This is a genomic window from Marinibium conchae (assembly GCF_015595035.1).
Lineage (GTDB): Bacteria > Pseudomonadota > Gammaproteobacteria > Enterobacterales > Alteromonadaceae > Glaciecola.
This window is the reverse complement of sequence record NZ_JADNRN010000003.1, coordinates 51,010-73,593: the sequence shown is the minus strand read 5'-3', so window position 1 is coordinate 73,593 and position 22,584 is coordinate 51,010. Positions and strand designations below refer to the sequence as shown.

At 43.4% G+C, this 22,584-nt stretch carries 19 protein-coding genes; 9 read left to right on the top strand and 10 right to left on the bottom strand.

Features of this window, described 5'->3' with window-relative positions:
* Nucleotides 1-117: 117 nt before the first annotated feature.
* A complete protein-coding gene (locus ISG33_RS11925; RefSeq protein WP_195733857.1) occupies nucleotides 118-2,241 on the top strand; it encodes a response regulator in 2,124 nt (707 codons plus the stop codon).
* Between the two features lie 15 nt (nucleotides 2,242-2,256).
* Here the strand turns inward: ISG33_RS11925 and ISG33_RS11920 are convergent, their stop codons facing one another.
* From ISG33_RS11920 to ISG33_RS11905, 4 genes are read right to left on the bottom strand one after another with little or no spacing between them, the layout of a single operon-like run.
* A complete protein-coding gene (locus ISG33_RS11920; RefSeq protein ID WP_195733856.1) occupies nucleotides 2,257-4,395 on the bottom strand; it encodes a putative bifunctional diguanylate cyclase/phosphodiesterase in 2,139 nt (712 codons plus the stop codon).
* Nucleotides 4,396-4,399: 4 nt separating this feature from the next.
* Entirely contained in the window at nucleotides 4,400-4,891 is a 492-nt protein-coding gene (locus ISG33_RS11915; protein ID WP_195734387.1) for a Rab family GTPase, read from the bottom strand.
* A gap of 12 nt (nucleotides 4,892-4,903) precedes the next feature.
* On the bottom strand, nucleotides 4,904-6,670 hold the full coding sequence (locus ISG33_RS11910) for an OmpA family protein (protein ID WP_195733855.1): 1,767 nt from the start codon (nucleotides 6,668-6,670) through the stop codon (nucleotides 4,904-4,906).
* Nucleotides 6,671-6,676: 6 nt separating this feature from the next.
* A complete protein-coding gene (locus ISG33_RS11905) occupies nucleotides 6,677-7,204 on the bottom strand; it encodes a hypothetical protein (protein WP_195733854.1) in 528 nt (175 codons plus the stop codon).
* A gap of 171 nt (nucleotides 7,205-7,375) precedes the next feature.
* On the opposite strand from ISG33_RS11905, the gene ISG33_RS11900 reads away from it, so the two are divergent.
* The 3 genes from ISG33_RS11900 to ISG33_RS11890 all read left to right on the top strand — a co-directional run bounded on the left by ISG33_RS11900 (nucleotide 7,376) and on the right by ISG33_RS11890 (nucleotide 10,628).
* Entirely contained in the window at nucleotides 7,376-8,986 is a 1,611-nt protein-coding gene (locus tag ISG33_RS11900) for an AbgT family transporter (protein ID WP_195733853.1), read from the top strand.
* A 91-nt stretch (nucleotides 8,987-9,077) separates the two neighbouring features.
* Entirely contained in the window at nucleotides 9,078-10,169 is a 1,092-nt protein-coding gene (hemH, locus tag ISG33_RS11895) for a ferrochelatase (RefSeq protein ID WP_195733852.1), read from the top strand.
* Nucleotides 10,170-10,181: 12 nt separating this feature from the next.
* On the top strand, nucleotides 10,182-10,628 hold the full coding sequence (locus ISG33_RS11890) for a DUF4112 domain-containing protein (RefSeq protein WP_195733851.1): 447 nt from the start codon (nucleotides 10,182-10,184) through the stop codon (nucleotides 10,626-10,628).
* A 27-nt stretch (nucleotides 10,629-10,655) separates the two neighbouring features.
* Here ISG33_RS11890 and ISG33_RS11885 read toward each other — a convergent pair whose 3' ends face one another.
* A complete protein-coding gene (locus tag ISG33_RS11885) occupies nucleotides 10,656-11,036 on the bottom strand; it encodes a DUF2237 family protein (protein WP_195733850.1) in 381 nt (126 codons plus the stop codon).
* A 67-nt stretch (nucleotides 11,037-11,103) separates the two neighbouring features.
* Between ISG33_RS11885 and ubiG the strand changes: the two genes are divergently transcribed.
* Both ubiG and ISG33_RS11875 read left to right on the top strand, forming a co-directional pair.
* A complete protein-coding gene (ubiG, locus tag ISG33_RS11880) occupies nucleotides 11,104-11,877 on the top strand; it encodes a bifunctional 2-polyprenyl-6-hydroxyphenol methylase/3-demethylubiquinol 3-O-methyltransferase UbiG (protein ID WP_195733849.1) in 774 nt (257 codons plus the stop codon).
* A gap of 99 nt (nucleotides 11,878-11,976) precedes the next feature.
* Nucleotides 11,977-12,585, top strand: a complete 609-nt coding sequence (locus tag ISG33_RS11875) for a glutathione S-transferase family protein (RefSeq protein ID WP_195733848.1) — start codon at nucleotides 11,977-11,979, stop codon at nucleotides 12,583-12,585.
* 67 nt (nucleotides 12,586-12,652) lie between these two features.
* Here ISG33_RS11875 and ISG33_RS11870 read toward each other — a convergent pair whose 3' ends face one another.
* From ISG33_RS11870 to ISG33_RS11860, 3 genes are all read right to left on the bottom strand, one after another.
* On the bottom strand, nucleotides 12,653-13,933 hold the full coding sequence (locus ISG33_RS11870; RefSeq protein ID WP_195733847.1) for a serine hydrolase domain-containing protein: 1,281 nt from the start codon (nucleotides 13,931-13,933) through the stop codon (nucleotides 12,653-12,655).
* Nucleotides 13,934-14,071: 138 nt separating this feature from the next.
* Complete coding sequence (locus ISG33_RS11865; protein ID WP_195733846.1) at nucleotides 14,072-15,823, bottom strand: cisplatin damage response ATP-dependent DNA ligase; 1,752 nt, start codon at nucleotides 15,821-15,823, stop codon at nucleotides 14,072-14,074.
* A gap of 17 nt (nucleotides 15,824-15,840) precedes the next feature.
* Entirely contained in the window at nucleotides 15,841-16,851 is a 1,011-nt protein-coding gene (locus ISG33_RS11860; protein ID WP_195733845.1) for a ligase-associated DNA damage response exonuclease, read from the bottom strand.
* A 69-nt stretch (nucleotides 16,852-16,920) separates the two neighbouring features.
* Here ISG33_RS11860 and ISG33_RS11855 point away from each other — a divergent pair, with 69 nt between their 5' ends.
* The 3 genes from ISG33_RS11855 (at nucleotide 16,921) to ISG33_RS11845 (ending at nucleotide 21,115) form a co-directional block, all read left to right on the top strand.
* Nucleotides 16,921-19,428 (top strand): ligase-associated DNA damage response DEXH box helicase, encoded by a 2,508-nt coding sequence (locus ISG33_RS11855; RefSeq protein ID WP_195734386.1) that lies wholly within the window; start codon nucleotides 16,921-16,923, stop codon nucleotides 19,426-19,428.
* A complete protein-coding gene (gene pdeM, locus ISG33_RS11850; protein ID WP_195733844.1) occupies nucleotides 19,412-20,122 on the top strand; it encodes a ligase-associated DNA damage response endonuclease PdeM in 711 nt (236 codons plus the stop codon). The genes ISG33_RS11855 and pdeM overlap by 17 nt, the downstream gene beginning before the upstream one ends.
* A 171-nt stretch (nucleotides 20,123-20,293) precedes the next feature.
* Nucleotides 20,294-21,115, top strand: coding sequence for a hypothetical protein (locus ISG33_RS11845; protein WP_195733843.1), 822 nt, complete (start codon nucleotides 20,294-20,296; stop codon nucleotides 21,113-21,115).
* Nucleotides 21,116-21,200: 85 nt separating this feature from the next.
* On the opposite strand, the gene ISG33_RS11840 is transcribed toward ISG33_RS11845, so the two are convergent.
* On the bottom strand, nucleotides 21,201-21,689 hold the full coding sequence (locus tag ISG33_RS11840; protein ID WP_195733842.1) for a GNAT family N-acetyltransferase: 489 nt from the start codon (nucleotides 21,687-21,689) through the stop codon (nucleotides 21,201-21,203).
* 11 nt (nucleotides 21,690-21,700) lie between these two features.
* Nucleotides 21,701-22,483, bottom strand: a complete 783-nt coding sequence (locus tag ISG33_RS11835; RefSeq protein ID WP_195733841.1) for a hypothetical protein — start codon at nucleotides 22,481-22,483, stop codon at nucleotides 21,701-21,703.
* Between the last annotated feature and the right edge of the window lie 101 nt (nucleotides 22,484-22,584).

Sequence of the window (22,584 nt, the reverse complement as noted above, 5' to 3'; positions counted from 1 at the left end):
GCTATGCAGATTAAAAGAAAATTCTGTTTTACAGCATCTTAGCGAAGTTTGCGCTAATATAGGTGCAGAGTGTAAATATTGATATATATTCAACTATAAAGTGGGTCGTCCCTTTCTATGCAATTGAATGTCGAGCACATCACGCTAGCCGATATACGCGGCCAACTTACTGACACGCTAGTGTCGGTAAGCACGGTCTTTGTGATGATTTCAATGCTAGCTTCGTTCAGTCGTATGCCCGTTTTGGGTTTCTTACCGGTGATGTATCTTCATGCGTTTATCGGGCTTTTATTTTTAAGTGTTTTCTTTGCCAAGAATCATCTAAGCCATAGCGCCAGAGGAACTTTCCTATGCTCAATGTTTTTTATCGGAGGGGTTGCTGGGATTCATAACTTTGGTTTATCCGCTGGTGGCACGATTTTCCTTTATGCTTGTGGTGTAGTGAGTAGCATGGTGCTGAATCTGCGAGCTGCAATCTCCTTTAACATCGGAGGAGCAATGGTATTCGTCTCGTATGCTATTGCACTTGCCTATTTTGACTTTGAATTTGCTGTTGATGTGGGTCCCTATGGAACGAGCTTATCGTCATGGGTTGTTTATATCATTAGCTATGTTTTTGTTAACTCCATAGTGCTCTACTTAACCACGAAATTATTTAAATACCTTACCAGTATGATTGAGCTACAGCAGTCAAACATTCAAGAAAAAGAGGTTGAGTTAAGCTATTCGCAAACCATTCTTAATACCGTACTCAATAACCTTCCCTACGGAATTCTGTGGAAGGATAAAAAACTCAATTATGCTGGCGCAAATAAGCAATTTTTGGATGAAATGAAGGTAAATGATGTCAGTGACATTATTGGTCAGACCGATGGGAGCTTTTTTTCAAAAGATGAAGCTGAACGACTTCTTAAACTAGAGCAGCAACTGCTGTCATCGGAGAATAAGAAGCTGAGTTACGAAGAAAAAGTTAACACGGACGATGGAGACGCCAGATATCGTGATGTGATGCATTTAAAAATGCATTCTGATGAGGGTGAATTCGTTGGTATTTTAGTTTCCTATCATGATGTTACTGAGGCAAAATTGCTACAGCAAAAAACTGAAGATGCCATGTTATTAGCTGAGGAAGGCAACAAGGCAAAATCACAGTTTTTAGCCAACATTTCCCATGAAATCAGAACGCCAATGAACGGCGTATATGGCCTCATTGATTTGTGTCTAAACACCGAACTCAGCGCCGAGCAAAAGGGGCACTTAGAGAAGGCCTCCGCATCAATTAAAGTCCTTACCAGCATAATTAATGACATTCTTGATTTATCTAAAATAGAAGCGAATCAACTAGAGCTAGAGCATATCCCCTTTAGTTTCAAACAACTACTTAGCGATACCCAAGTCCTTTTCGAAAAACAGGCTTCAGATAAGGGCTTGTACTTAGAGACAGATTATTTTGGGCAAGAAGATGTGAGAGTGCTCGGCGACCCAACTCGAATTAGCCAAATATTGTTCAACCTAACATCGAATGCGATAAAATTCACATCGAGTGGAAAAGTCAATATTACTATTAAGTCATTAGCGTACAACGGCTTGGTAACTACAAAAATATATGTACAAGACTCCGGGACAGGGATTGCCAAGAAAAACTTAACGAAAATTTTTGATGCATTTACCCAAGCAGAGCTTGCGACCACTCGGGAAAGCGGTGGATCAGGCTTGGGCTTGTCTATTGTTAAACGTTTAGTTGAACAAATGGAAGGCTTGATTACTGTAAAAAGTTCAGTAGGTGTAGGAACTAAGTTTTGTATCACTTTGCGTCACAAGCTAGAAAATATTGAACAACGAGTAGACACCTTTACTCGCACTCGTGTCGACTTAAAAGGTAAGCGTATTTTGGTGGTAGACGACAATCTAATTAATATTGAAATTGCCGGCGCAATGCTTTCCCAAAATCAAGTTGAGGTAAGTTCTGCTTATAATGGTGTTGAGGCCTTAGAGTACTTAGAGGACCATAAAGTTGATTTAGTGTTGCTCGACATTGCGATGCCGATAATGGATGGTTGCGAGTGCATGAAGCGTATACGTGCAAACGACGCGCTTAAAAACCTCCCAGTGATTGCGCTCACGGCAAATGTAATGGCAAGCGACATAGCGTTATATGAGCAACTAGGATTCAATGACTGCGTGCCAAAGCCCTACGAAAGAGCTCAATTGCTAGAGGCGGTGGCAAAACACATTAATTAGAGCTGAGCGCAGCTTCTATTGAGGTCGCGCTAGCGCAATAAAATCACTTACCTTGAGGGGTTTACTTAAAAGGAAACCTTGACCAATTAGGCAATCATGCTGCTTTAAGAACTGTTTTTGTAAATCTGTTTCTATGCCCTCTGCAACCACACCTAGTTTGAGACTTTTGGCCATCGCAATCACAGCTAATACAATCGCTTGATCATCTGAGTTTTTAGCCAGATCGAATACAAAGGATTGGTCAATTTTCAGTGAATCTATGGGTAAATATTTGAGATAGGAAAGTGAACTGTAGCCCGTACCAAAATCATCAATGGCCACCGTGACGCCCATTTCTCGTAATTCCTGAAGTAACTTTCTCACCTTGTCATGGTTATCAACGAGCACGCCCTCGGTAATCTCAAGTTCCAACAATCCAGCTGATACTTTATTCTTTGTTACGCTGTTATGAATGAATTCAAATAAGTGACGATCGGATATCTGACGAGGTGATAGGTTTAGGCTGATTGGAACATGAATGCCATCGACATCGAGTTTCGCTAATAACTTACACACTTCGCTAATTACCCAGCGTCCAATAGTTACGATTTGGCCGTTTTGTTCCGCAATAGGAATAAACACTTCCGGGCTAACCATTTCATTCTCGGAAATATGCCAACGAAGCAGTGCCTCAGCTTTTACTATTTCATTGGTATCGAGGTTGTAGATAGGCTGAATATAGAGCTCAAATTGTTCTCTCTCAATTGCTCTAGTGAGCGCCTCTTCAAGGATGAGGCGTCGTTCAGAAGCGATTTTTAAATCTAGTGAATAGAATTGTACGGGGTCGGCATCCTCTTGTTTGGCGTGATGTAATGCCAAATCGGCGTACTTCATCAACTCTTCAACAGAGCTAGCATCGGTTGGGTAGTTCGACACACCAATTTTTAATGCTAGGTCACAACGGCGATTTTTATTCGTATAGTAAGGCTCTGTTGATGCACTTTGTATCATTTCCACAAGTTCAACGGTTTCATCTAAAAAGGCCTTGAAATCAGTCTTCTGATCATTTTCATAAAAGTGAATCAGGGCAAATTCATCTGCACCAATGCGCGCAAGAAAATCACCTGCGGGGATCAGCGCTTTAAGACGTTGGGCAATTTTTACTAGCATTTGGTCACCGGTTAGATGGCCATGCAGTTCATTAATACTTTTGAAATTGTTTACATCGAAATACATGACATAGAAGGGCGTTGACATCGACACCGTTTGATCAAGCGTTTGCCAGAAATATTGGCGATTGGGTAACTTAGTGAGCGCGTCGTGCAGCGACAAATCTTCATTGGTCTGCAATAGATACTTCACTCTGGTGGTGTCACTCAGGGTGAAGATCCAGTTTTTGAGCGCCGCATTTTCATCTCTTACAGGTTGTATGCTTAGCTGAAGCCATTTATGGAAGTTGGGCGGAGCGTGCCAATACAATTCGCCGGTCCAAGCAGACGCTGTTTCAAAAATACGTTCTTTTTCTGGATATTGTTTACCTAATAGCTCCATGAGAATATTGATAGGCAACTGGTCACTTAAATCAGCATCGAGCTCAAAAGCCGAATATGAGGACGGGTTTGCTTCAAGCACATTGAAAAGCTGATCAGTAATAATAACGCCCATCGACGCGTATTGAATCGCTTCTCTGATTGGTATGTGATGTTTGTCTGCCATGTCATGGCTCAACATAACAGACCGCAAGCGCTCATGCATGTAGTCGTGCTGCTCAATTACCTTATCGTTTGAAATTAGGAGTTCGCGGGCTAATTGAAGAGTCTCTTGTTGTTTTCGGTAAGTGTCCTCAACGTTGTTGATGACCAAATAGCATTGATTGTCGGAGCACGCTGCAATAGCTTCAAGATGAAGGTTTTCATCACCAATCACTTCAGTCCAAATTCCACTGTGGACTTGCCCTTCAGAATGAAGCTTCCAGAAATCAAGTGCGTCGACCAAAAAGTCACTTAGAAAGGCACTGGTATTATCTATTTCTACTTTGCTGCCTTCTTGCGCATCGCTAATGAGTTTAGTTACCCAGTTACTTGGTGCTTGCAAGACTTCAAAAGAGTGATGACTTTTCCATTTTAAAATAGCGCAATCAATAATTCCTAAAGCCTGAATAATAGAAGGTTGCATGCTGTTAATCCGTTATTGTTTTCGCTATGAATGCAAACATGTCTTCAACCTGCTCGCCACTCTTCGCGCTGGTGATAAAGCGTTTATGAAATACTGAGCTGTGTGCATCAACTTTAGCTACATCCCAAGTGCTGGAGGCCGTTAAGTCACTTTTGTTGATGGCTAAGATGGCCGGAACGTCGGTATGATTTCGCGCTTCACTGTGTATTTCCATGGCCTCTGATAGAGAGGTTGTTCTAGTTTGATCAGCTACGATGATATAAGCTGCAGCACCTCTTAAATAGCGAGGATTGAAACCGCAATACTTGTCGATACCTTCCAAGTCCCAAAGCATCATTTGTACCGGTGTAGGGCTTAAGTCGACTCGTTTTTTATCTATTTTCACGCCTATACTAGTGAGGTACTTTTCAGAAAAAATACCCTCAACATACTGTTTTACTAAGCTCGTCTTGCCCACTCCTGTCGGACCTAAAATACAAATCTTTTTCTGTAACATCATGTCGACAACTCAATCATTTAATTCAGCAAACATTACATTGAACAGTACTTTACGTGTAGATTTTATGTCACCTGGGAGATCAATCTCTCCCACGCCCACTGCAAAAATATGTTCCGCTTGCAAGCCTCGTTCAATCAGTGCATTTCTGACCGCTAATGAGCGCTGCCTACTTAACTGCAGATTATAGCTCTTTTCCCCGGTACTGTCGCTTGCGCCGACAATCACTAGGTTGGTACTGCGCTGAAGTTGCTCGGCTAATAGGCTTATAGTGGAATAAAGCTCAGCCACTTTATCTAAATTAGTCGATTGTTCAGCAGGAAGTGATGCCTCGCCACTCTCAAAGATCACCTGAACGCTGCTGATTTCACCTACTAACTGAATAAATAGTTGTTCATTAACTTCCTTCGAGTTACTCAGGTCAATCTCTTCGCGAATAAGGTCTACCGAGGCTGTTGATACACTGAGTTGCTCTATACCTGGAATAGTATTTAGTTTATTCAAAAAGGCTTGGAATTCACTGATTTCGATTTCGCCTCGTACGAGTGCCATTTCAGGATCAAAGCTTAATGTCGGGTAAGCTTGCATGAGTCGCTCAACTTTAAGCTTGATCGCTTTGTTGTTCAAAGATATTAGAGAAATTTCAGAAATGCTTAGCAGTGTAAGGTCTATGTCATTTTGAGCTAACCAATCTTCGCTCGACATACTAATCGGATCGCGAAAAACCTTAACTTCAATATCATAGCGACCGTGGGTTTCAACTTCTTGTATCACTAAGCCGGCGGGTGGGTTTAATTGCTCTATTTTGTTGACGATTTGCGTTGTTTGCCACCAACCATAAAAATACCACGCAAGCAGTAGCATTATTCCCGACAACACCAGCCAACCATACACAGGTGTTTTACTCTTCTCTTGGTCGGTTTTCTCTTCTGCCAATAAACAGTCTTGAAGAAGACCAGTGGCTGACTCAAAAGCGCTTACGTCGCCATTGAATGCTTGTAAGTCAGCTAAATAAATGCTTTGTATTTGCTCAAGGCTTAGCTGTAATTGCTCCAGTCCTTGGCGTGACATATTACCTTTTACCGCTGCGACTAACACAACATGCGGCCCTTTTCGAATGAACAGGGTAAAGTCATCAGTCTTGATTTGATCAAGGCTTTGTTCATCGCCATCGTCATGCTTTGCATTTTCAAGTTTAAAAGAGTCGGCAACAAAGTCGTTGATGGCGATTAGCATCGACGACACCAAGTCGGCATTTTTGTCATCACCCTTATTCGCAGCTAGAGACTGAAGCAGCGCGCCTGTTTCTTTGTGAATGAGCAGCACTTGTTCAACTTTGAAAAGAAATGTTTGAGACGCGATATATTCGCTAAATGAGACTCCAGCGCGCCAAGCACTTATACGCCATTTCATGCCTTGCAAGGTAAAACTGTTTTCTATAATGTCGTTGGTTTTTTCGATAAAGTCAGTGAAGAATACGCTTACTGACTTACGTACCAAACTGCCTACGAGAGGGTACAAGTAGTCAATAAAATCGCTACGTTGGCTCTTAATCGACTTTTCCACGGCCTTTGTAACAATCGGTTGAATAACGCGATTCACTGAGCCGTCTTTAACCTCACGATCGTGTAAAGCTTCGGTGAATACCTTCGCAAGCTGTTCTCGGGACTCTGCCTGAATCTCAGCTTTGTGCTGGTCGAGCTTTTGCCCAATCACAATGTCGCGTAATTTATCTAACTGTTGCTCACTGTGAGCCTCAGCCTTTGATTTATCCTGCATAGCGGATTAATCTGTTTCCAGATTAGATGCCATTGTTGCAAGCAAACGCGCAAGGGTTTTGCGGTCAGTTTTGCTATCGGTGAGTTCGTGGGTAACCTGTTCCAGTTTTTTCATCGCTTCAGCATACTTGTCTTCAAAAGTCGCTGCTAATTCGCTCATTTCTTTGTTGATTCTATCGTTTAACGCATCGGCATCATCTTTTCCTGCCGATTCAGTCATTTCGATTTGCGACTGCAACAGCTCATTTGCCTTCAGTTGAGAGCTATGGTTGTCTTCATGATGAGCGTCGATACTATCGAGTTTGGCGTCGAGTTTGCTTATGCTATCGTTGATACTTTCGTGGAGTTCTGCAAATTGTCTTACTTGAGATTGACGAAGGGCATCGATGGCATCGGTCAATTCGTTATTTACACTTTCAATTTTGGCCTCAAGTTTACGCTGGGCATCACCGAATACGAGTTGCCGAAGTTGCTCCATGTCGTCTGTTGGTGAGTTGGCTTCGATAGCGTCTGCTTTCCCTGCTGTATCTGACATGATAAATACCCTTATTATTACCCTGACTGAAATTTAAGCATACTCTGTTTTTGTTAATTTTATAACCAAATTTTGAGTAAGAAACATGCAGTAATTATTTTTTATGTCATGAGGTCATAATTTCGGTATAATTTAACACCATAATAACAACAATAATAAAGAGAGTGAGATTTGAGTAGCAACAAAAGCCCATCAGGTTCATCTTCATCAAACCCCCAAGCAATCGCACAGTCGGGTTGGTTTTCTCGCTTTTTAGCCACAGTAGAATGGTTGGGTAATTTACTTCCGCACCCGGTTACACTTTTCGCAATACTGGCCACGTTTATTGTTTTCCTAAGTGGTATTTTGGGCTATTTCGATGTGAGTGTCGCAGACCCAAGGCCGATTGATGCCTCTGGCCGAGCTCCTGACGGTATGATTGAAGTAATTTCTTTGATGAATGCCGAGGGTTTAAGCCGTATCGTAACTGGCTTAGTGACCAACTTCACAGGCTTTGCTCCCTTAGGCACTGTATTAGTGGCCTTGTTAGGTGTGTCTGTTGCCGAACACTCTGGTCTATTAAGTGCTGCTATGCGCGCCATGGTAATGAACGCGTCAAAACGCATGGTTACCATTGTTATTGTGTTTGCAGGTATTGTGTCCAATACCGCTTCTGAGCTTGGCTATGTTGTCTTAATTCCCTTGGCTGCGATGATTTTCCATTCGCTTGGAAGACACCCACTCGCTGGCTTAGCGGCTGCTTTTGCCGGTGTTTCAGCAGGTTATAGTGCAAACTTATTTTTAGGTACTGTCGATCCCTTGTTATCAGGTATTACTGAAGCCGCTGCACACATGATAGATCCCGATTACATTGTTGGTCCGGAAGTAAATTGGTATTTCATGTTTGTGAGTACCTTCGTGGTTGCTGCCATGGGAGCATTTATTACTGAGAAGGTGGTAGAGCCTCGTTTGGGAGTCTATAACCCGAGTGATGCGTCGATTGATTTGGGCGAACAAAAAATGGATGCGCCTAGCGCCACAGAAAAACGAGCATTGAAGTGGGCCGGAGTAACGTTTTTCCTAGTTTGCGCCATACTCGCGCTTACGGTTGTGCCGGAAAACGGTATATTGCGCAACCCTGAAACTGGCGAGGTTAAGGGGTCTCCTTTCTTAAAAGGTATTGTCGCCTTTATTTTCATTACCTTCGCCCTTCCTGGTTTTGTTTATGGTCGCCTGGCTGGCACAATGAAAAATGATAAAGACATCATTGATGCGATGGCCAAAAGCATGAGTTCAATGGGCTTGTATATCACCTTGGTGTTCTTTGCTGCGCAGTTTGTGGCCTTCTTCAAGTGGACTAATTTAGGTACAGTACTCGCAGTGAAAGGAGCCACCTTTTTACAAGCCACGGGCTTAGATGGCCCTGAAGTCTTCTTGCTATTTATCATGATGTGCGGAATTGTGAATTTGTCACTCGGCAGTGCATCCGCCCAATGGGCTGTTACAGCGCCTATTTTTGTGCCAATGCTGATGCTAATTGGCTATTCGCCAGAAGTAATTCAGGCGGCTTATCGAATAGGTGATTCTGTTACCAACGTTATTTCCCCAATGATGAGTTATTTTGGTTTGATATTGGCGATTGCCGCTCGATATCAAAAGAACTTAGGGATGGGCACGCTTATCGCGATGATGCTGCCTTACTCGATGTTTTTCATTGTTGGCTGGAGTATTTTGTTCTACATCTGGGTATTTTTGCTAGGGCTTCCAGTAGGGCCGGGTGCAGAAACCTACTATGGACCATAGAAATTAAAGCTGCCTTAAAACGAGCTAAATACCAAATATCATCGTAGTTTTAGCATAGTGAAAAAATATGACAGCGGGCTAGTAATTAAGAATGAAATTTAAAAGTCAGAATGAATTTACACATGCACAAGCCGACAAGATTGGTGTGCTGGTTTCAAATCTAGGTACCCCAGAAGCACCAAGTAAGCAGGCCTTGAAGCCATATCTGAAACAGTTTTTGTCTGATCCAAGAGTAGTTGAAGTGCCGAAGGTGATTTGGTGGTGCATACTCAACCTGATTATTTTGAACATTCGTCCCAAGCGTTCAGCCGAGGCCTATAGTACAGTATGGACTGAAGAAGGTTCGCCGTTGCTGGTGCACACTAAGAATCAGGCCGCTGGTATCGAAGCAAAGTTAGAAGAAAAATACGGTGCCAATGTTATTGTTGATTACGCAATGCGTTATGGCGAACCCTCGGTATCAACTGCGCTGACGAATCTTTTAGAAAAAGGCGCTCGGAAGATTGTTGTTTTGCCACTCTACCCGCAATATTGTGCATCAACGAGTGGCTCAACTTTCGACGCAGTTGCCGAAGACTTTATGCAACGCAGATGGTTGCCAGATTTACGCTTCGTTTCGCATTATCACGACAACCCAGAATATATCAAATGTGTCGCCGACAAGATTCGAGCACACTGGGAAAGTCACCCCCGCACCGACAAACTGATTTTTTCCTATCATGGCATACCAAAACGCTACCTGTTAAACGGTGACCCTTACCATTGTGAGTGTCATAAAACCTCTCGTCTAATTGCGACCGAGCTAGGGCTTCAAGAGTCTGAATACATGACAACCTTTCAGTCTCGTTTCGGTAGGGAAGAGTGGTTAAAGCCTTATACCGACCACACGCTTAAAAGCTTACCTGAGCAAGGCGTTAAATCGGTGCAAGTTGTGTGCCCGGGCTTTTCCGCTGATTGCTTGGAAACGATTGAAGAAATAGGTGAGGAAAACCGAGAGTATTTTGAAGAGGCTGGCGGCGAGCGTTATGAGTATATTGAGGCACTCAATAGTGATGACGCTCACATCAATATGTTGGTGAATTTGCTTGAGAGCAACCTACAAGGTTGGAATACACAGCTCGATACGCCAGATGTTTACGAGCAACGAATGGCTGCGGCAAAGAAACTTGATGCACCCAAATAAAGAGGGATGTATATGAGTAAGCCAACAATAGGTAAAGATGATTTCAAAGCGCCTAGTGCCTTGCTTCAAGCTCAGGCTTTAGCGAATTTACTGGATACTGCAATCCCCATCCCTTTTGTTAAAATTCGACTGGGTTTGGATTTCTTAATTGGCTTGATCCCCGGAGTGGGCGACACGATCATGCTTTTGGCTTCACTGCGCATTGTGCAGTTGGGTCGCCAGCTTGGTCTACCGAAATCACATACCACGGTGATGTTGCGCAATAGTCTTATCGATTTTGGCTTAGGGTTTATCCCTTTAGTGGGCGACATTGTCGACCTATTTTATAAAGCGAACCAAAAAAACGTAAGAATAATGGAGCGGTGGTGGGTAGAACAGAACAAAGCAGAAATTGACGCTGTGGCAGCCCGCAAAGTCGAGGAGTGGGAAGCGAAACAAGCCCTCAAAGAGAAGCCCTAAAGCTTATTTGGGCCTGCTAGTGTTTACTCATGTCGCTCGGGCGGGCATGTTCTTGTGACTATATTGTTGAAGCGTTTCTAGGGGAATCACTTCCAACGCAGCTTCGTTAGTTGCTTCAAGATCGATGTATGGAGCAACTTCCATAAACAGCGCCTCACGCCAGCGCATGGCACACAAACACCATTTATCACCCGGCTTCAAACCTTTGAACTGATATAAAGGGTTTGGAGAGATCAGATCATTTCCTCGAGACAGGCTATATTGAAGAAATTCTTCGGTAACGATGGCACATACACTGTGATTACCTATGTCGCCTTCTGGCACGTAACAAAAGCCCTCTCTGGTGTAACCGGTATTACCGCAACATAACTTTAATGTGCTGCCCAAAACGTTTTTTTGATTTGCCATAAGTAATCCTTCGCTGACAATTGGCGTACAAACACCAACCTCGATCATATTTATTAGAATCTATACGATGTTAGACAAGAGTAAGCTTACTAATATTTCAAATACTTCAAATTGTGATACAAATGTGTCCTCTGAAGAAATCGCTCGCTTCGATGCTCTAGCCGAGAGCTGGTGGGATCCAAACGGTAAATACAAAACAGCATTGATCTTTAACCAAGCGCGCATCAGTTACTTCCTACCTCAAATATGCGCTCACTTTGGTCGAAACCTCGACAGTGAGATGCCGCTTCAGGGCTTACGTGTATTGGATGTTGGCAGCGGTGGTGGTTTAGTATGTGAGCCTTTAGCCAAATTAGGCGCTATGGTAACTGGAATTGATGCGTCGGAAATGAGTGTGCAAGTAGCTCGAAGGCATGCTCAAGCCTCGGGCTTAGATATTGAATATCGTCACTGTTTATCAAGCGATTTGGCGTCAAGCGGAAGCACTTTCGACTTGGTAATCAACGCTGAAGTGGTGGAGCACGTTCCCGATCAAGCAGGGCTTATTAAAGAGTGCGCAGTGCTTACTCGCGACCAAGGTATGACCATATTCGCTACTCTAAATAGAACGCCTAAGTCGTTTATAATCGCGATTGTTGGTGCTGAATACGTGATGCGCTATTTACCAATTGGTACGCACAGTTGGCGCAAGTTTGTAAAGCCCGCTGAGCTAAAGCAGATGGCTGAGAATGCTGGGCTGAGGCACTTTTCAGAATCAGGCATGGCTTATAATCCATTCTCGAAGAAATGGCGATTAAGTGAGAATATGTCGGTAAATTACATTCAATGCTACACAAAATAGTCTAGCTGGAAAAGTTTTTGATGTGCCACAAAATTTGTTAACAAAATGTAAGTTTAACTGCTAATCTCTATATCCAGTCTTAAAAAAAAGAATCTAGTAATGAAGATATATGATACTAAAACGGCACCTACACCGCGGCGCGTTCGCATCTTTCTCGCAGAAAAAAATATTAGCATGGAGTATGTGCAAGTTGATCTGCAAAAAGGTGAAAACCTCTCGGCAGAAATGAGAGAAAAGAACCCCATCGGTAAAATCCCAATATTAGAACTAGATGATGGTAGCTGTATTGGAGAAAGCGACGCTATTTGTACTTACTTCGAAGCGCTGCAACCCGAGCCGCCACTGATGGGAGTTACCCCACTACAGAAAGCTCAAATAGCCATGTGGCAGCGTCAGGTTGACTTATGCTTGTTCATGCAAGTCGGTATGTGTTTTCAGCACACCACGGGTTATTTTAAAGACCGCATGACACCGGTCAAAGACTATGGTGTGGAAGCTGGGAAAAATGCAGCCAAGTATCTGTCGGTGTTAGATAGGCAGTTACAAGATAATGAATTCGTTGCGGGTGACACTTTTTCAATTGCCGACATCACAACGCTATGTTCAATTGATTTTGCTCGTGTGATTGATGTGAGGATTGCCGAGAAGCATTCGGCCTTGCAAAGTTGGTATGACAGAATTGCTGCTCGCGAGAGTGCTAAGGCATAATAATTGGGCTCCTGCTTTTCCATTTTCAAAGATGGACAGCAGGAACCGCCTTTTATTCAACAAGCGATTAGTCGACCAGTGCCTGATATACCAAATTGCGCAGGTCGTCGTGATAGCGATGTGTGCCCATAGGAATGAACTGAGCCATACCAATGATGATCATATTCTCTTTCGGATCGATCCGGAAATAGGTTGATGCAGCACCGCCCCAACCAAAATTGCCTTCAGAACTTAGAAACTTGCTAGCACCTTCATCAACCGTTACCGATACTGCTAAGCCATAGCCTTCACCGCTAGCATCGGGCGCGAAAGGCACTAAGTTACTCGGTAAATGATTTGATCCCATATATTCAACAGTTTTGCGCCCTAGAATTCTAACTCCCTCATACTCACCACCATTTAACAAGGTTTGTGCAAAACGAAGATAATCATCCATTGTCGAAACTAAACCGCCACCCGCATTATGAATTACAGGATCGCTTAGGTAGTTACCGAGTGGCTCGTTCTCCATAACGACGGTTTTACCTTGTTGGTTTGCGGTATAAATCTGCGCCAATCTGTCGACTTTATCGGGGCTTACTGAGAAGCCGGTATCGTCCATTTTAAGTGGGCCAAAAATATTTTCCTGCATATACTCTCCAAGCTTCTGCCCGCTAATACGCTCGACCAAAAAACCGATCACATCAGTGTTTACGCCATAGTGCCACTGAGTACCGGGTTGGTGGTTAAGAGGAAGTTTAGCTAGTTCACTCAGCACACTGTCGGGAGAGGCTTGCCCTTGCATCATAGGCGATGCACGATACAACCTGTCAACTTCGCTGCCTGTGAAACCGTAGCTAAAGCCAGCAGTGTGGGTGAATAGATCAATGATACGAATAGGCGATTGTGCATCTTCCAGTACCATGTCGTCACCTTGACCACTTACGTAGACCTTCAAGTCTTTAAGTTCAGGCAAGTACCACGCGATTGGGTCGTTCATATGAAACTTACCTTGCTCCCACAACTGCAATGCTGCCACTGCTGTAATGGGTTTTGTCATTGAGTAAATTCTGAAAATAGTATCACGTTGAAGAGGCACACCCGCTTCGCGGTCTTTCATCCCTTGAGCCGAATAATGCACAACCTCGCCATTCCTAGCAACAAGCGTCATCACTCCGGCTAGCTTACCTTCATCTATGTAGCGCTGCATAGCAGGTTGAATTCGCTTAAGTCTTTGCTTTGATACGCCTTGGTTTGGCAAGTTATCAGACGCGCTCAGAGTTGTTCTTGGGGCAGGGTTGTTCTCAGTAACCGATACGCTGCACGCGCCAATACTGATACTAAGTAATATCGCTAGAAGATGTTTCATAAGGCACACTCTTATTGTTATATGATTTTTTAGTGTAACGGCGCGAGTCTAAAAAATACAGTGATTCACCATAGTGTTATTTGATAGTCATTTATTAGTTTCGCTGAGCTAGTTGAGTCAACACAATCAAAGTGCAAGCTACTTTTCTATCATCGATCTGAGTGTCGATAGCATGTCTGCCTCGGCAGCAGGTTTGTCCCACCGAATACGGTGGATGCGCGGAAAGCGTAGTGCTAGCCCCGACTTATGTCGCTTTGATTCATGCACTGAGTCGAAAGCAACTTCGAAAACGAGTTCCTTTTTTACTTCTTTAACAGGACCGAAACGTCCTAGGGTATTGCGCCTTACCCACTTATCTATTTCTTTTAATTCTGCGTCGGTGAAACCGCTATATGCTTTGCCAATCGGTAAAAGGGTATCATCTTGCCAGCAACCAAAGGTATAGTCAGAATAGAACGACGAGCGTTTACCATGACCTCGCTGTGCATACATAATAACCGCATCGATAAGCTTGGCGTCACGTTTCCACTTGTACCATTGTCCTTTAGGGCGGCCTGCAACATATCGACCGTCGCGTTTTTTCAACATTAGGCCTTCAATGAAGCCCCCATCGGCATGGTTCGCTTGTTCGCGCAGTTTTCGTAATTCGGCGAGAGAACTAAACTTTAAAGCTTGCGATAAGCGCAATACAGGGTGTTTCTGGTTAGCCTCTTTGAAGTGTTCATGCTTATCTTGATGCCAAGCGTGCAAAGCGTCTACTCTGTCAGCAAGGCTACATTCTCGTAAGTCTTTGCCATCAATAAATAATGCATCGTAAAGCACCATACCGACAGGGTTTTCGCTCATCAGTTTCTTTGTCGGCTTCTTTTTGTTGAGTCGTTGTTGCAGGCGATTGAAGCTTTGTATCTCGCCATCATGCATGGCGAGTAATTCACCATCAAAAACGCCAGATACCACGTGTGCGTTAATACTGCTTAATAAATCAGGAAAGCTGTGACTAATGTCATCACCCGTTCGGCTAAAAAGTGCTTTACCGTTTTCATTAACCACCAATTGAACGCGTATGCCATCAAATTTCCATTCTGCTTGCCACGCTTGAGGGCGCTCACTTGCAATGCCAGGTGGTGAATCGCTCTCGTAGGCATCGGCCAGCATTTCTGGGAGCAGTTCTTCATCCACGGGGTGCGATAACATCACAGGCTGAAAGGTAATCTTTTTAGAAATGTCAGGCTTAGCCGCTTTGCCTTCTAGCCAAGCAAATAAGTCAATATAGGGGGGCTCTACGCCATGCCATACTCGCTCAATATCCTCAACAGTAATTTGCTCTTGTGTTTGTTGATAATCATTTGTCAAAGCAGATATTTGAGCATATTCAGCTAGAATCTTTTTAAGAAAGCGAGCTGAAAGGCCAATGCGTAAGCCTCGGGTACCCAGCTTAATCAGCGCCCAACGTTGATTGGGGGTCATCACATTGAGTAGGTCAATTAGACTCTCTTGAACTTCTTGCTTAGTGCTGTTCTGAAAGTGCTTAACAACTTCACTTAGGCTGGGCAGTGGTTTTTCCGCTTGTTTATTAAAGGCCGATTGTTCAGCATTCTCATGCGGCTCAGAAGGCTCTGGCGTAGGCCAAAGGTGGGCAACTGTCTCGCTCATCTCACCTACATAGTCATAGCTTAGCTCAAACAATACTGGATCGACACGCTCAACAATTAGGTCTTTGATGAGCTTTCGTTTGAATAAGTCGAAATTGAGGGTGCCAGCAATTGCGGCTATTGCCCACCCACGGTCAGGATCGGGTGTTGAGCGAAGGTAATCACGCAAAATTGCCGACTTTGCCAGATTACTAGAGGTGAAATAGAGTTTATCAACCAGCTCTGCAAATGCTTCCATATTAGCCTCTATTTATATTATTCGGCGTCATCTTCATAGCCGACCAGCGACAACGCTTTTGCCTTATAGCCCATTTTTTGAGCTTGATGCACTAGTGCTGCTTCCCTGCCATGGGTTACCCATACTTCTCCGGGGTTGACTTCCCTAATTGTCTGTAAAAGCTCAGGCCAATCACAGTGGTCAGAAATAATGATGGGAAGCTCTGCTTTTCGTTGTTTCGAACGAGCTCTAATTTGCATCCAGCCCGACGCCATTGCAGTAATCACATCTGGAAGTTTTCTCGACCAGCGATCGTTCAGAGCCGATGGCGGCGCAAGCACGATCTCGCCCGCCAACGATTTAAGATTTTCTACGTCATTTACAGCAACAATCTCGCCAAGTTCAACGCCAAATTGCTGATACATGGAGCACAACTTTAATAAAGCCCCATGCATATACACGGGCTTGGAATAGCCGAGCTCTCGCAGCGCCAAAACTACTCTTTGACACTTACCAAGTGCGTAAACACCTACTAAATGGCAGCGCTCAGGAAAAAGGGCTAAAGACGCTAGCAGCTTATTGACTTCTTGGTTGATAGGAGGGTGGCGAAATACCGGTAGGCCAAAAGTTGCTTCGGTAACAAAAACATCGCACGGAGTCACTTCGAAGGGCTTACAAGTTGGGTCGTAACTGCGTTTGTAGTCGCCTGATAGTACCAAACGCGCATTATCGTGATCAATCACAGCCTGTGCTGAACCCAGTATATGACCGGCGGGCACGAAATGAAGCTCGCCGTTACCGACGGCTATTTTCTCACCATAAGCAAGCTCTACTTGTTTTGCAGCATGGTCTTCACCATATCGAATTCGCATTATCTCCATTGTTTCTGGCGTAGCAAACACTTCGCCGTGGCCTGCTCGAGCATGGTCCGCATGCCCGTGAGTAACAATTGCGCGAGCTACTGGCTGCATTGGATCAATGTAGGCATCAAGGGCTTCGCAGTAAAGCCCATTTTCGTTTGTTTTAATCCAATGTTGGGGATGGCGCATATTAGTCTTAATAATTAATTAAATAACAAAGTTTGTTACGCAAATAACTGACTTTTGGTGCGCTAGGTGTTGCAAACAACAAAAAGAAAATCTAAGTCGAAAGTATATAAACGACTTGCTCGCGTGCCTGCACAGTTCTCATCATGGTTTGAAGGTCGCAATTGGGAAGTGCGTCAATATCAAAAACAAATGGTCACGGCTTTCGCGCAATATCAATCGACCTTGCTGATTGCGCCTACGGGTGCGGGTAAAACCTTGTCGGGCTTTTTACCGTCGCTTATCGATCTAACTCAACACCCTTTAAAGGGTTTACATACTTTGTATATTTCGCCACTTAAAGCGCTCACACAAGATATACATCGTAACCTTAAAAGCCCTATTGACGATTTACAACTTCCGATAAGTGTTGGTGCCCGTACCGGTGATACCACATCCTATCAGCGACAAAAGCAACGAAAAAATCCCCCAAATATTCTTCTCATCACACCTGAGTCGTTGATGTTGATGCTGTCATACGCTGATGCGCCGCGTATTTTTGGTGATGTTAAAAATATCATCATTGATGAGGCGCATAGCTTTGCGTTCACTAAGCGAGGTGACTTCACCGCCTTGGCCCTAGCTCGATTGCAACACCTTGCGCCCGAGCATGTTCGTTTTGGTCTTTCTGCTACTGTGGCTCAGCCTGAAGTGCTTGCAACATGGCTAGGAAGAAGTGGCGAGCCATGCAAAGTACTTGAGGTGAAAAGTAGAACCAAACCTAAGGTCAGTATTCTGAAAACCAAAGAGCGCATGCCTTTTGGCGGTTACATGGGTAAATATGCGGTAAAAGACATTTATGAGCGCATTGTTGCAGCACAAACTACTTTAGTGTTTGTGAATACGCGCGCTCAGGCCGAGTTAATATTTCAGCATTTATGGTCGGAAAACACTCATGTACTTCCAATCGCCATTTACCATGGCTCACTGAGCAAGGAACAGCGACAAAAAACTGAGGCAATGATGTCGACAGGCCAATTGCGTGCCATCGTAGCTACCTCGGCGCTTGAGTTGGGTATTGATTGGGGCGATGTTGACTTGGTGATTCAAGTGGGCGCACCGAAGGGGGTGAGCCGGCTATTGCAACGCATAGGTCGTTCGAATCATCGCATGGATGAGCCTTCACAAGCCCTTCTCGTACCAGCGAATCGCTTTGAAACACTTGAGTGTCAGGCCGCTATAAATGCGATAAAGAAAAACCAGCTTGATGGCGATACGCCAATGTCAGGTGCTTTAGATGTACTACCTCAATTCATACTCAACTGCTTGTGTAGTAAAGCAGCGAGCATTGAAGAAATATATCAACAAGTGCTCGATGCAAGCCCGTATGGAGGGCTTGACGAATTTACTTTTCAGAAGCTTTGGTCGTTCACCGAGAATGGAGGCTACGCTTTACAAGCCTACGAGCGCTACAACCGGCTACGCATGCAAGATGATGGTTTATTTGAGCCTACATCAAAGCGAATAATCATGCGTCATAGGCAAAATATAGGCACTATCGTTGAAGCTGGGCGTTTGCGAGTCAAAAGGCTACGACGTGCGCATCAGGGGAAAATCATTGGTGAAGTAGAAGAGTATTTTGCTCAGCAGTTAGTGCCAGGCGACACTTTTTTCTTCGCGGGTGAAGTACTTAAATTTGAAGGCATTAAGGATATGATAGTTGAGGCTCGGCCAGGTAAGGCAAAAGAACCTAAAATACCAAGCTATGTTGGTGGGCAAATGCCATTGAGTACCTTTCTAGCCGATGGTGTTCGCGAATTATTGAATGCACCTGAGAGCTGGAAAAAAATGCCTCTGCAAGTGAGAGAATGGCTTCGCTTACAAGCCGACTTTTCTATTATTCCAAGCCCGCATAAAGTACTTATTGAACAATTTCCTTTTAGGCAAACCGAAGTCACTTTGCTTTATACCTTTGAGGGCAGAAAGGCAAATCAAACACTTGGCATGCTCGTTACTCGTCGTATGGAAAAAATGGGGCTGAAACCTCTCAGCTTTAGTATCACCGATTATGGTTTGTCGATATCCTCCATTCTTGCAGTGAAAACGCAAGATATCGCGCAGCTATTTAATCCCGACATATTGGGCGATGAGCTGGAAGATTGGATGTTAGCCGCTCCCATGCTGAAACGTTCTTTTAGACGAGTTGCCGTAGTCAGCGGGCTAATTGAACAGCAATATCACAGCACAAAGAAAACCATGAAGCAGGTGACTTTTTCTACCGATCTCATCTACGATACCTTGCGTGAACACGATCCCGACCACATCTTACTGCGGGTTACCCGTGAAGACGCAGAACGAGAGTTACTTGATTTGCAGCGATTAGCAGATACGCTTATCCGCTTTAATGGTAGTTACGACTTTATAAGCTTGTCGAAAGCCTCTCCAATGGCTATTCCAATTGTGCTTGATGTGAAGTCTGAGCAAATTAAAGGGCAAGGTGCGGAAGCGTTACTTGAGCAGGCGAACTTATATCAAGAGGCTGAGAATATGCTGCAAGACGTTAAAGATATCTTAAGTGGTACAAATGATAAGCGAAACTGATTTGCTCAAAAAAATCCAAAACAACAAGGCAGTTACAAGCTCGTTTTCAGGGCATCAATTTGTATTAGACGCTGCTGGATGTTTGTATTGGCCAAAGCACGATTTGCTTGTGTTTTCAGATTTACACTTTGAAAAAGGCAGCTTCTTGTCTCAATTTGCCAATCCACTACCTCGTTATGATACCGCAAAAACACTGGCAAAAATGAGCCTTGCCATTGATGAATATTCACCACAAAAGGTCTTGTGTTTAGGCGACAGCTTACATGATAGTAACGCCGTAAAACGCATGCTAGAAGATGACAGAGACGCCATTAACTCCCTTGTTTCGCAAGTGCCTGAATGGTTTTGGGTGCTGGGTAATCACGACCCTGAAATTCCCAAAGAAATCCATGGCACAACGCTTCCCCATATAAAGTTGGATAAGCTACTTTGGGTGCATGAGCCAGAAGACTTAACCCTCCATATTGATGTGAACGCTCAGGTTATTGGGCATTTTCACCCCAAAATTATGGTTAAACGCTCAGGACAAAGAATGACAGGAAAGTGCTTTCTGATAGCCAATAATACCTTCCTCATGCCGGCACTCGGGCAATACACCGGCGGTTTATCAGTGAATCATGAGGCCATCACCTCGCTTTATCAAGGTCAGGCCGAACACGCTATCTTGTTTAATAACAAGGTGTTTTTAGTGTAAATATCTTTCTTGTTGAATAAAAACTTTACAAATTACAGTTGAGTCTTCTATGATTTATCGCCCAATAAGGGAGCTGTTCTACATTATAACTAGCCTATAAGAAATGTTACCTACTCATTAAGTGGATTTCTTTTATTTTTAGCTGGCAATACATTACAAGGAAAGGTTTGTATGAAAAATAAACTACTAGTTATTGCTGTGTTCATTTTTACAGGGCTTGTAATTGCTTTACTCAACTACAACAACGAGCCATCCGCAATATCGGTTAGCGATTTTGAACACGAAAGTCCCAAGAACGAAATTATCATTGAGAATCATGAACGTAATATTTCAAATAAGCTAGATTCCTCATTAGCGATTGGTGATATTCAAAGTTCTGTGTCTAATGATATTGTTGAATCTCTCAGTCCTGAGCAGTTAGAAATGGTTCATGAGTTTTTAAAGCTACTTGAAGAAGATGATACATCTGATTGGGTTCAGTTTGTAAAGAACGCAGATGAAAAAGCAGTATTTCATCATGGAAGTTACGCACTATCACTTTTAGGGGCTATAAATAAAGATGCACCAGAAGAAGTTTTATATACGCTACTCTCTAGAGGAGTAGATTTGGCTCCTAGTCATGCCCATCAGCTTGTTGCGCGCGGTGATATTGAGTTGCTTGAAAAATTTGAGAACTTCGGCTTAAACATATATGAAGAGAATCCTGTTACTGGTAAAAATGCTTTATTCATGGCAATGGCTGACCCGCGGGAGACCGAGATGTTTGACTATCTTTTGAGTAGAGAAGTGCCAACTAACACTTCTGCTGATATGCTGGGTTATGCGATGCTGATGGCAAAGGATTTCAAACAGGCGGATTATTTCGTTGAACAACTCGTAAAAAATGGTGCTCCGATGACTATAGAGTCGCATAATTGGTTGTTAGGTTTAAAGGAGTCAAACCTGGCCGAGTATTTAAGAATCGCGAGAATATTGAATAAACATCGTCAATAGGTGGATAACGCAAAAAAATGTAGTGACCCGTAAGACTAGTTTGTTCAATTATTTTCCTTAATGACATTAAGCTCACAGAGTGTAATCAGTGGCCCAGCCATTTATACATTACCAAAGCATCCACAAAACCGTGTAAAGGATGATTAAATGCCTTTGGCAATTGACCAACGATGTCGAAGCCCAATTTCTGCCATAAACGAACCGCTCCTACGTTACTAGAAGCCACGTAATTAAATTGCATGGCTTTGTATGTTAAGTTTAACGCGATTTGTTGCGAATGCTTACACATAGAAGTAGCAAGGCCTTTTCCTCGAGCTTCAGCAGACACAATATAACCGCAATTGCAAACGTGCCCACCTGGACCGGCTTGATTGGTTTTCAGATAGTATGTGCCGAGTATCTTTGTATTGTCTTCAACAACAAAGGTTTTTCGAGGTGCTTCTACCCAAGCATATATTGCCTCTTTATAGGTAATATTTTGAGAGTAAGCGTAGGTTTCACCCGCTCTCGCGATGGGTTCGAATATTGACCAAATAGCTGCATAGTCTGATTTATTCGCTTCTCTTATTTGCATAAGCTAAGACCTTAAACCGAGTGCATTTCCTGAGCGGTTTGGGTTTGCCTAGTGCTCTCTATAAACCGTATCGATGAAGCAACATGTTCTAAAATTAACATCGCTTCATCCTTGCTAAGTATTTGTTTCTTATTAACAAATGACTGTGTATTCATCACTTCATGTAAGTCTTCAAATTTTGCAATACTCGACCTCAGCACATCATCAAAAATTCTTGCCTTCATCGACTTATTATCTCGGGAATGCCCCACATAAAGATCAACGAGTTCATATAGAGATAAATTGTCCTTATCTACGAGTTTGTGCTTTTGAGAAAGGATTTTGAAGTAACGACGTAAAAATGTATAGAGGCGCTCAAGGGCGGCAGTGGGTTCATCCCTAGCAATTGACTCGCGGATTTCATTGGCTACGGTCTCGAAGTCTTTATCTGCGGCATTTGGCACTACTACCCAGATATCAGGCGCAGGAGCGCTCACGGTTAAGCGTTCGGTGATTCTTAAAAAGTCAGAAGACGGATGCAAAGGATCTTGCATGGTAGTCCAGCTGTCCCATTCATCAATCAATGCTTTAAATAACACTGCAATCGTATGGTTTGATTCGGCCAACCAAAACACTCTTAGGCGGTCTGCATTAGACTCGGAGTCTTGGATGTATTTCGGGTCGTTGATATCTTTGCCCGTATGTTCTAGTACAAATTCTCTAAATTCTTCTTTTGAAAAATCAAGCACATATCCGCTTGCCATACCAAGGGCTTTTTCTAGCTGACGTTGTTCTTGTTTGTTTATATTAGCCATAGAAAATCATCGTTCCTTGAGTTTAATGCGTTTAATGTAGGCATGTATTTTTTAATATTCTACTTCACTTTAGTCTGAAATAGATTACGAGTTTTAGTTAG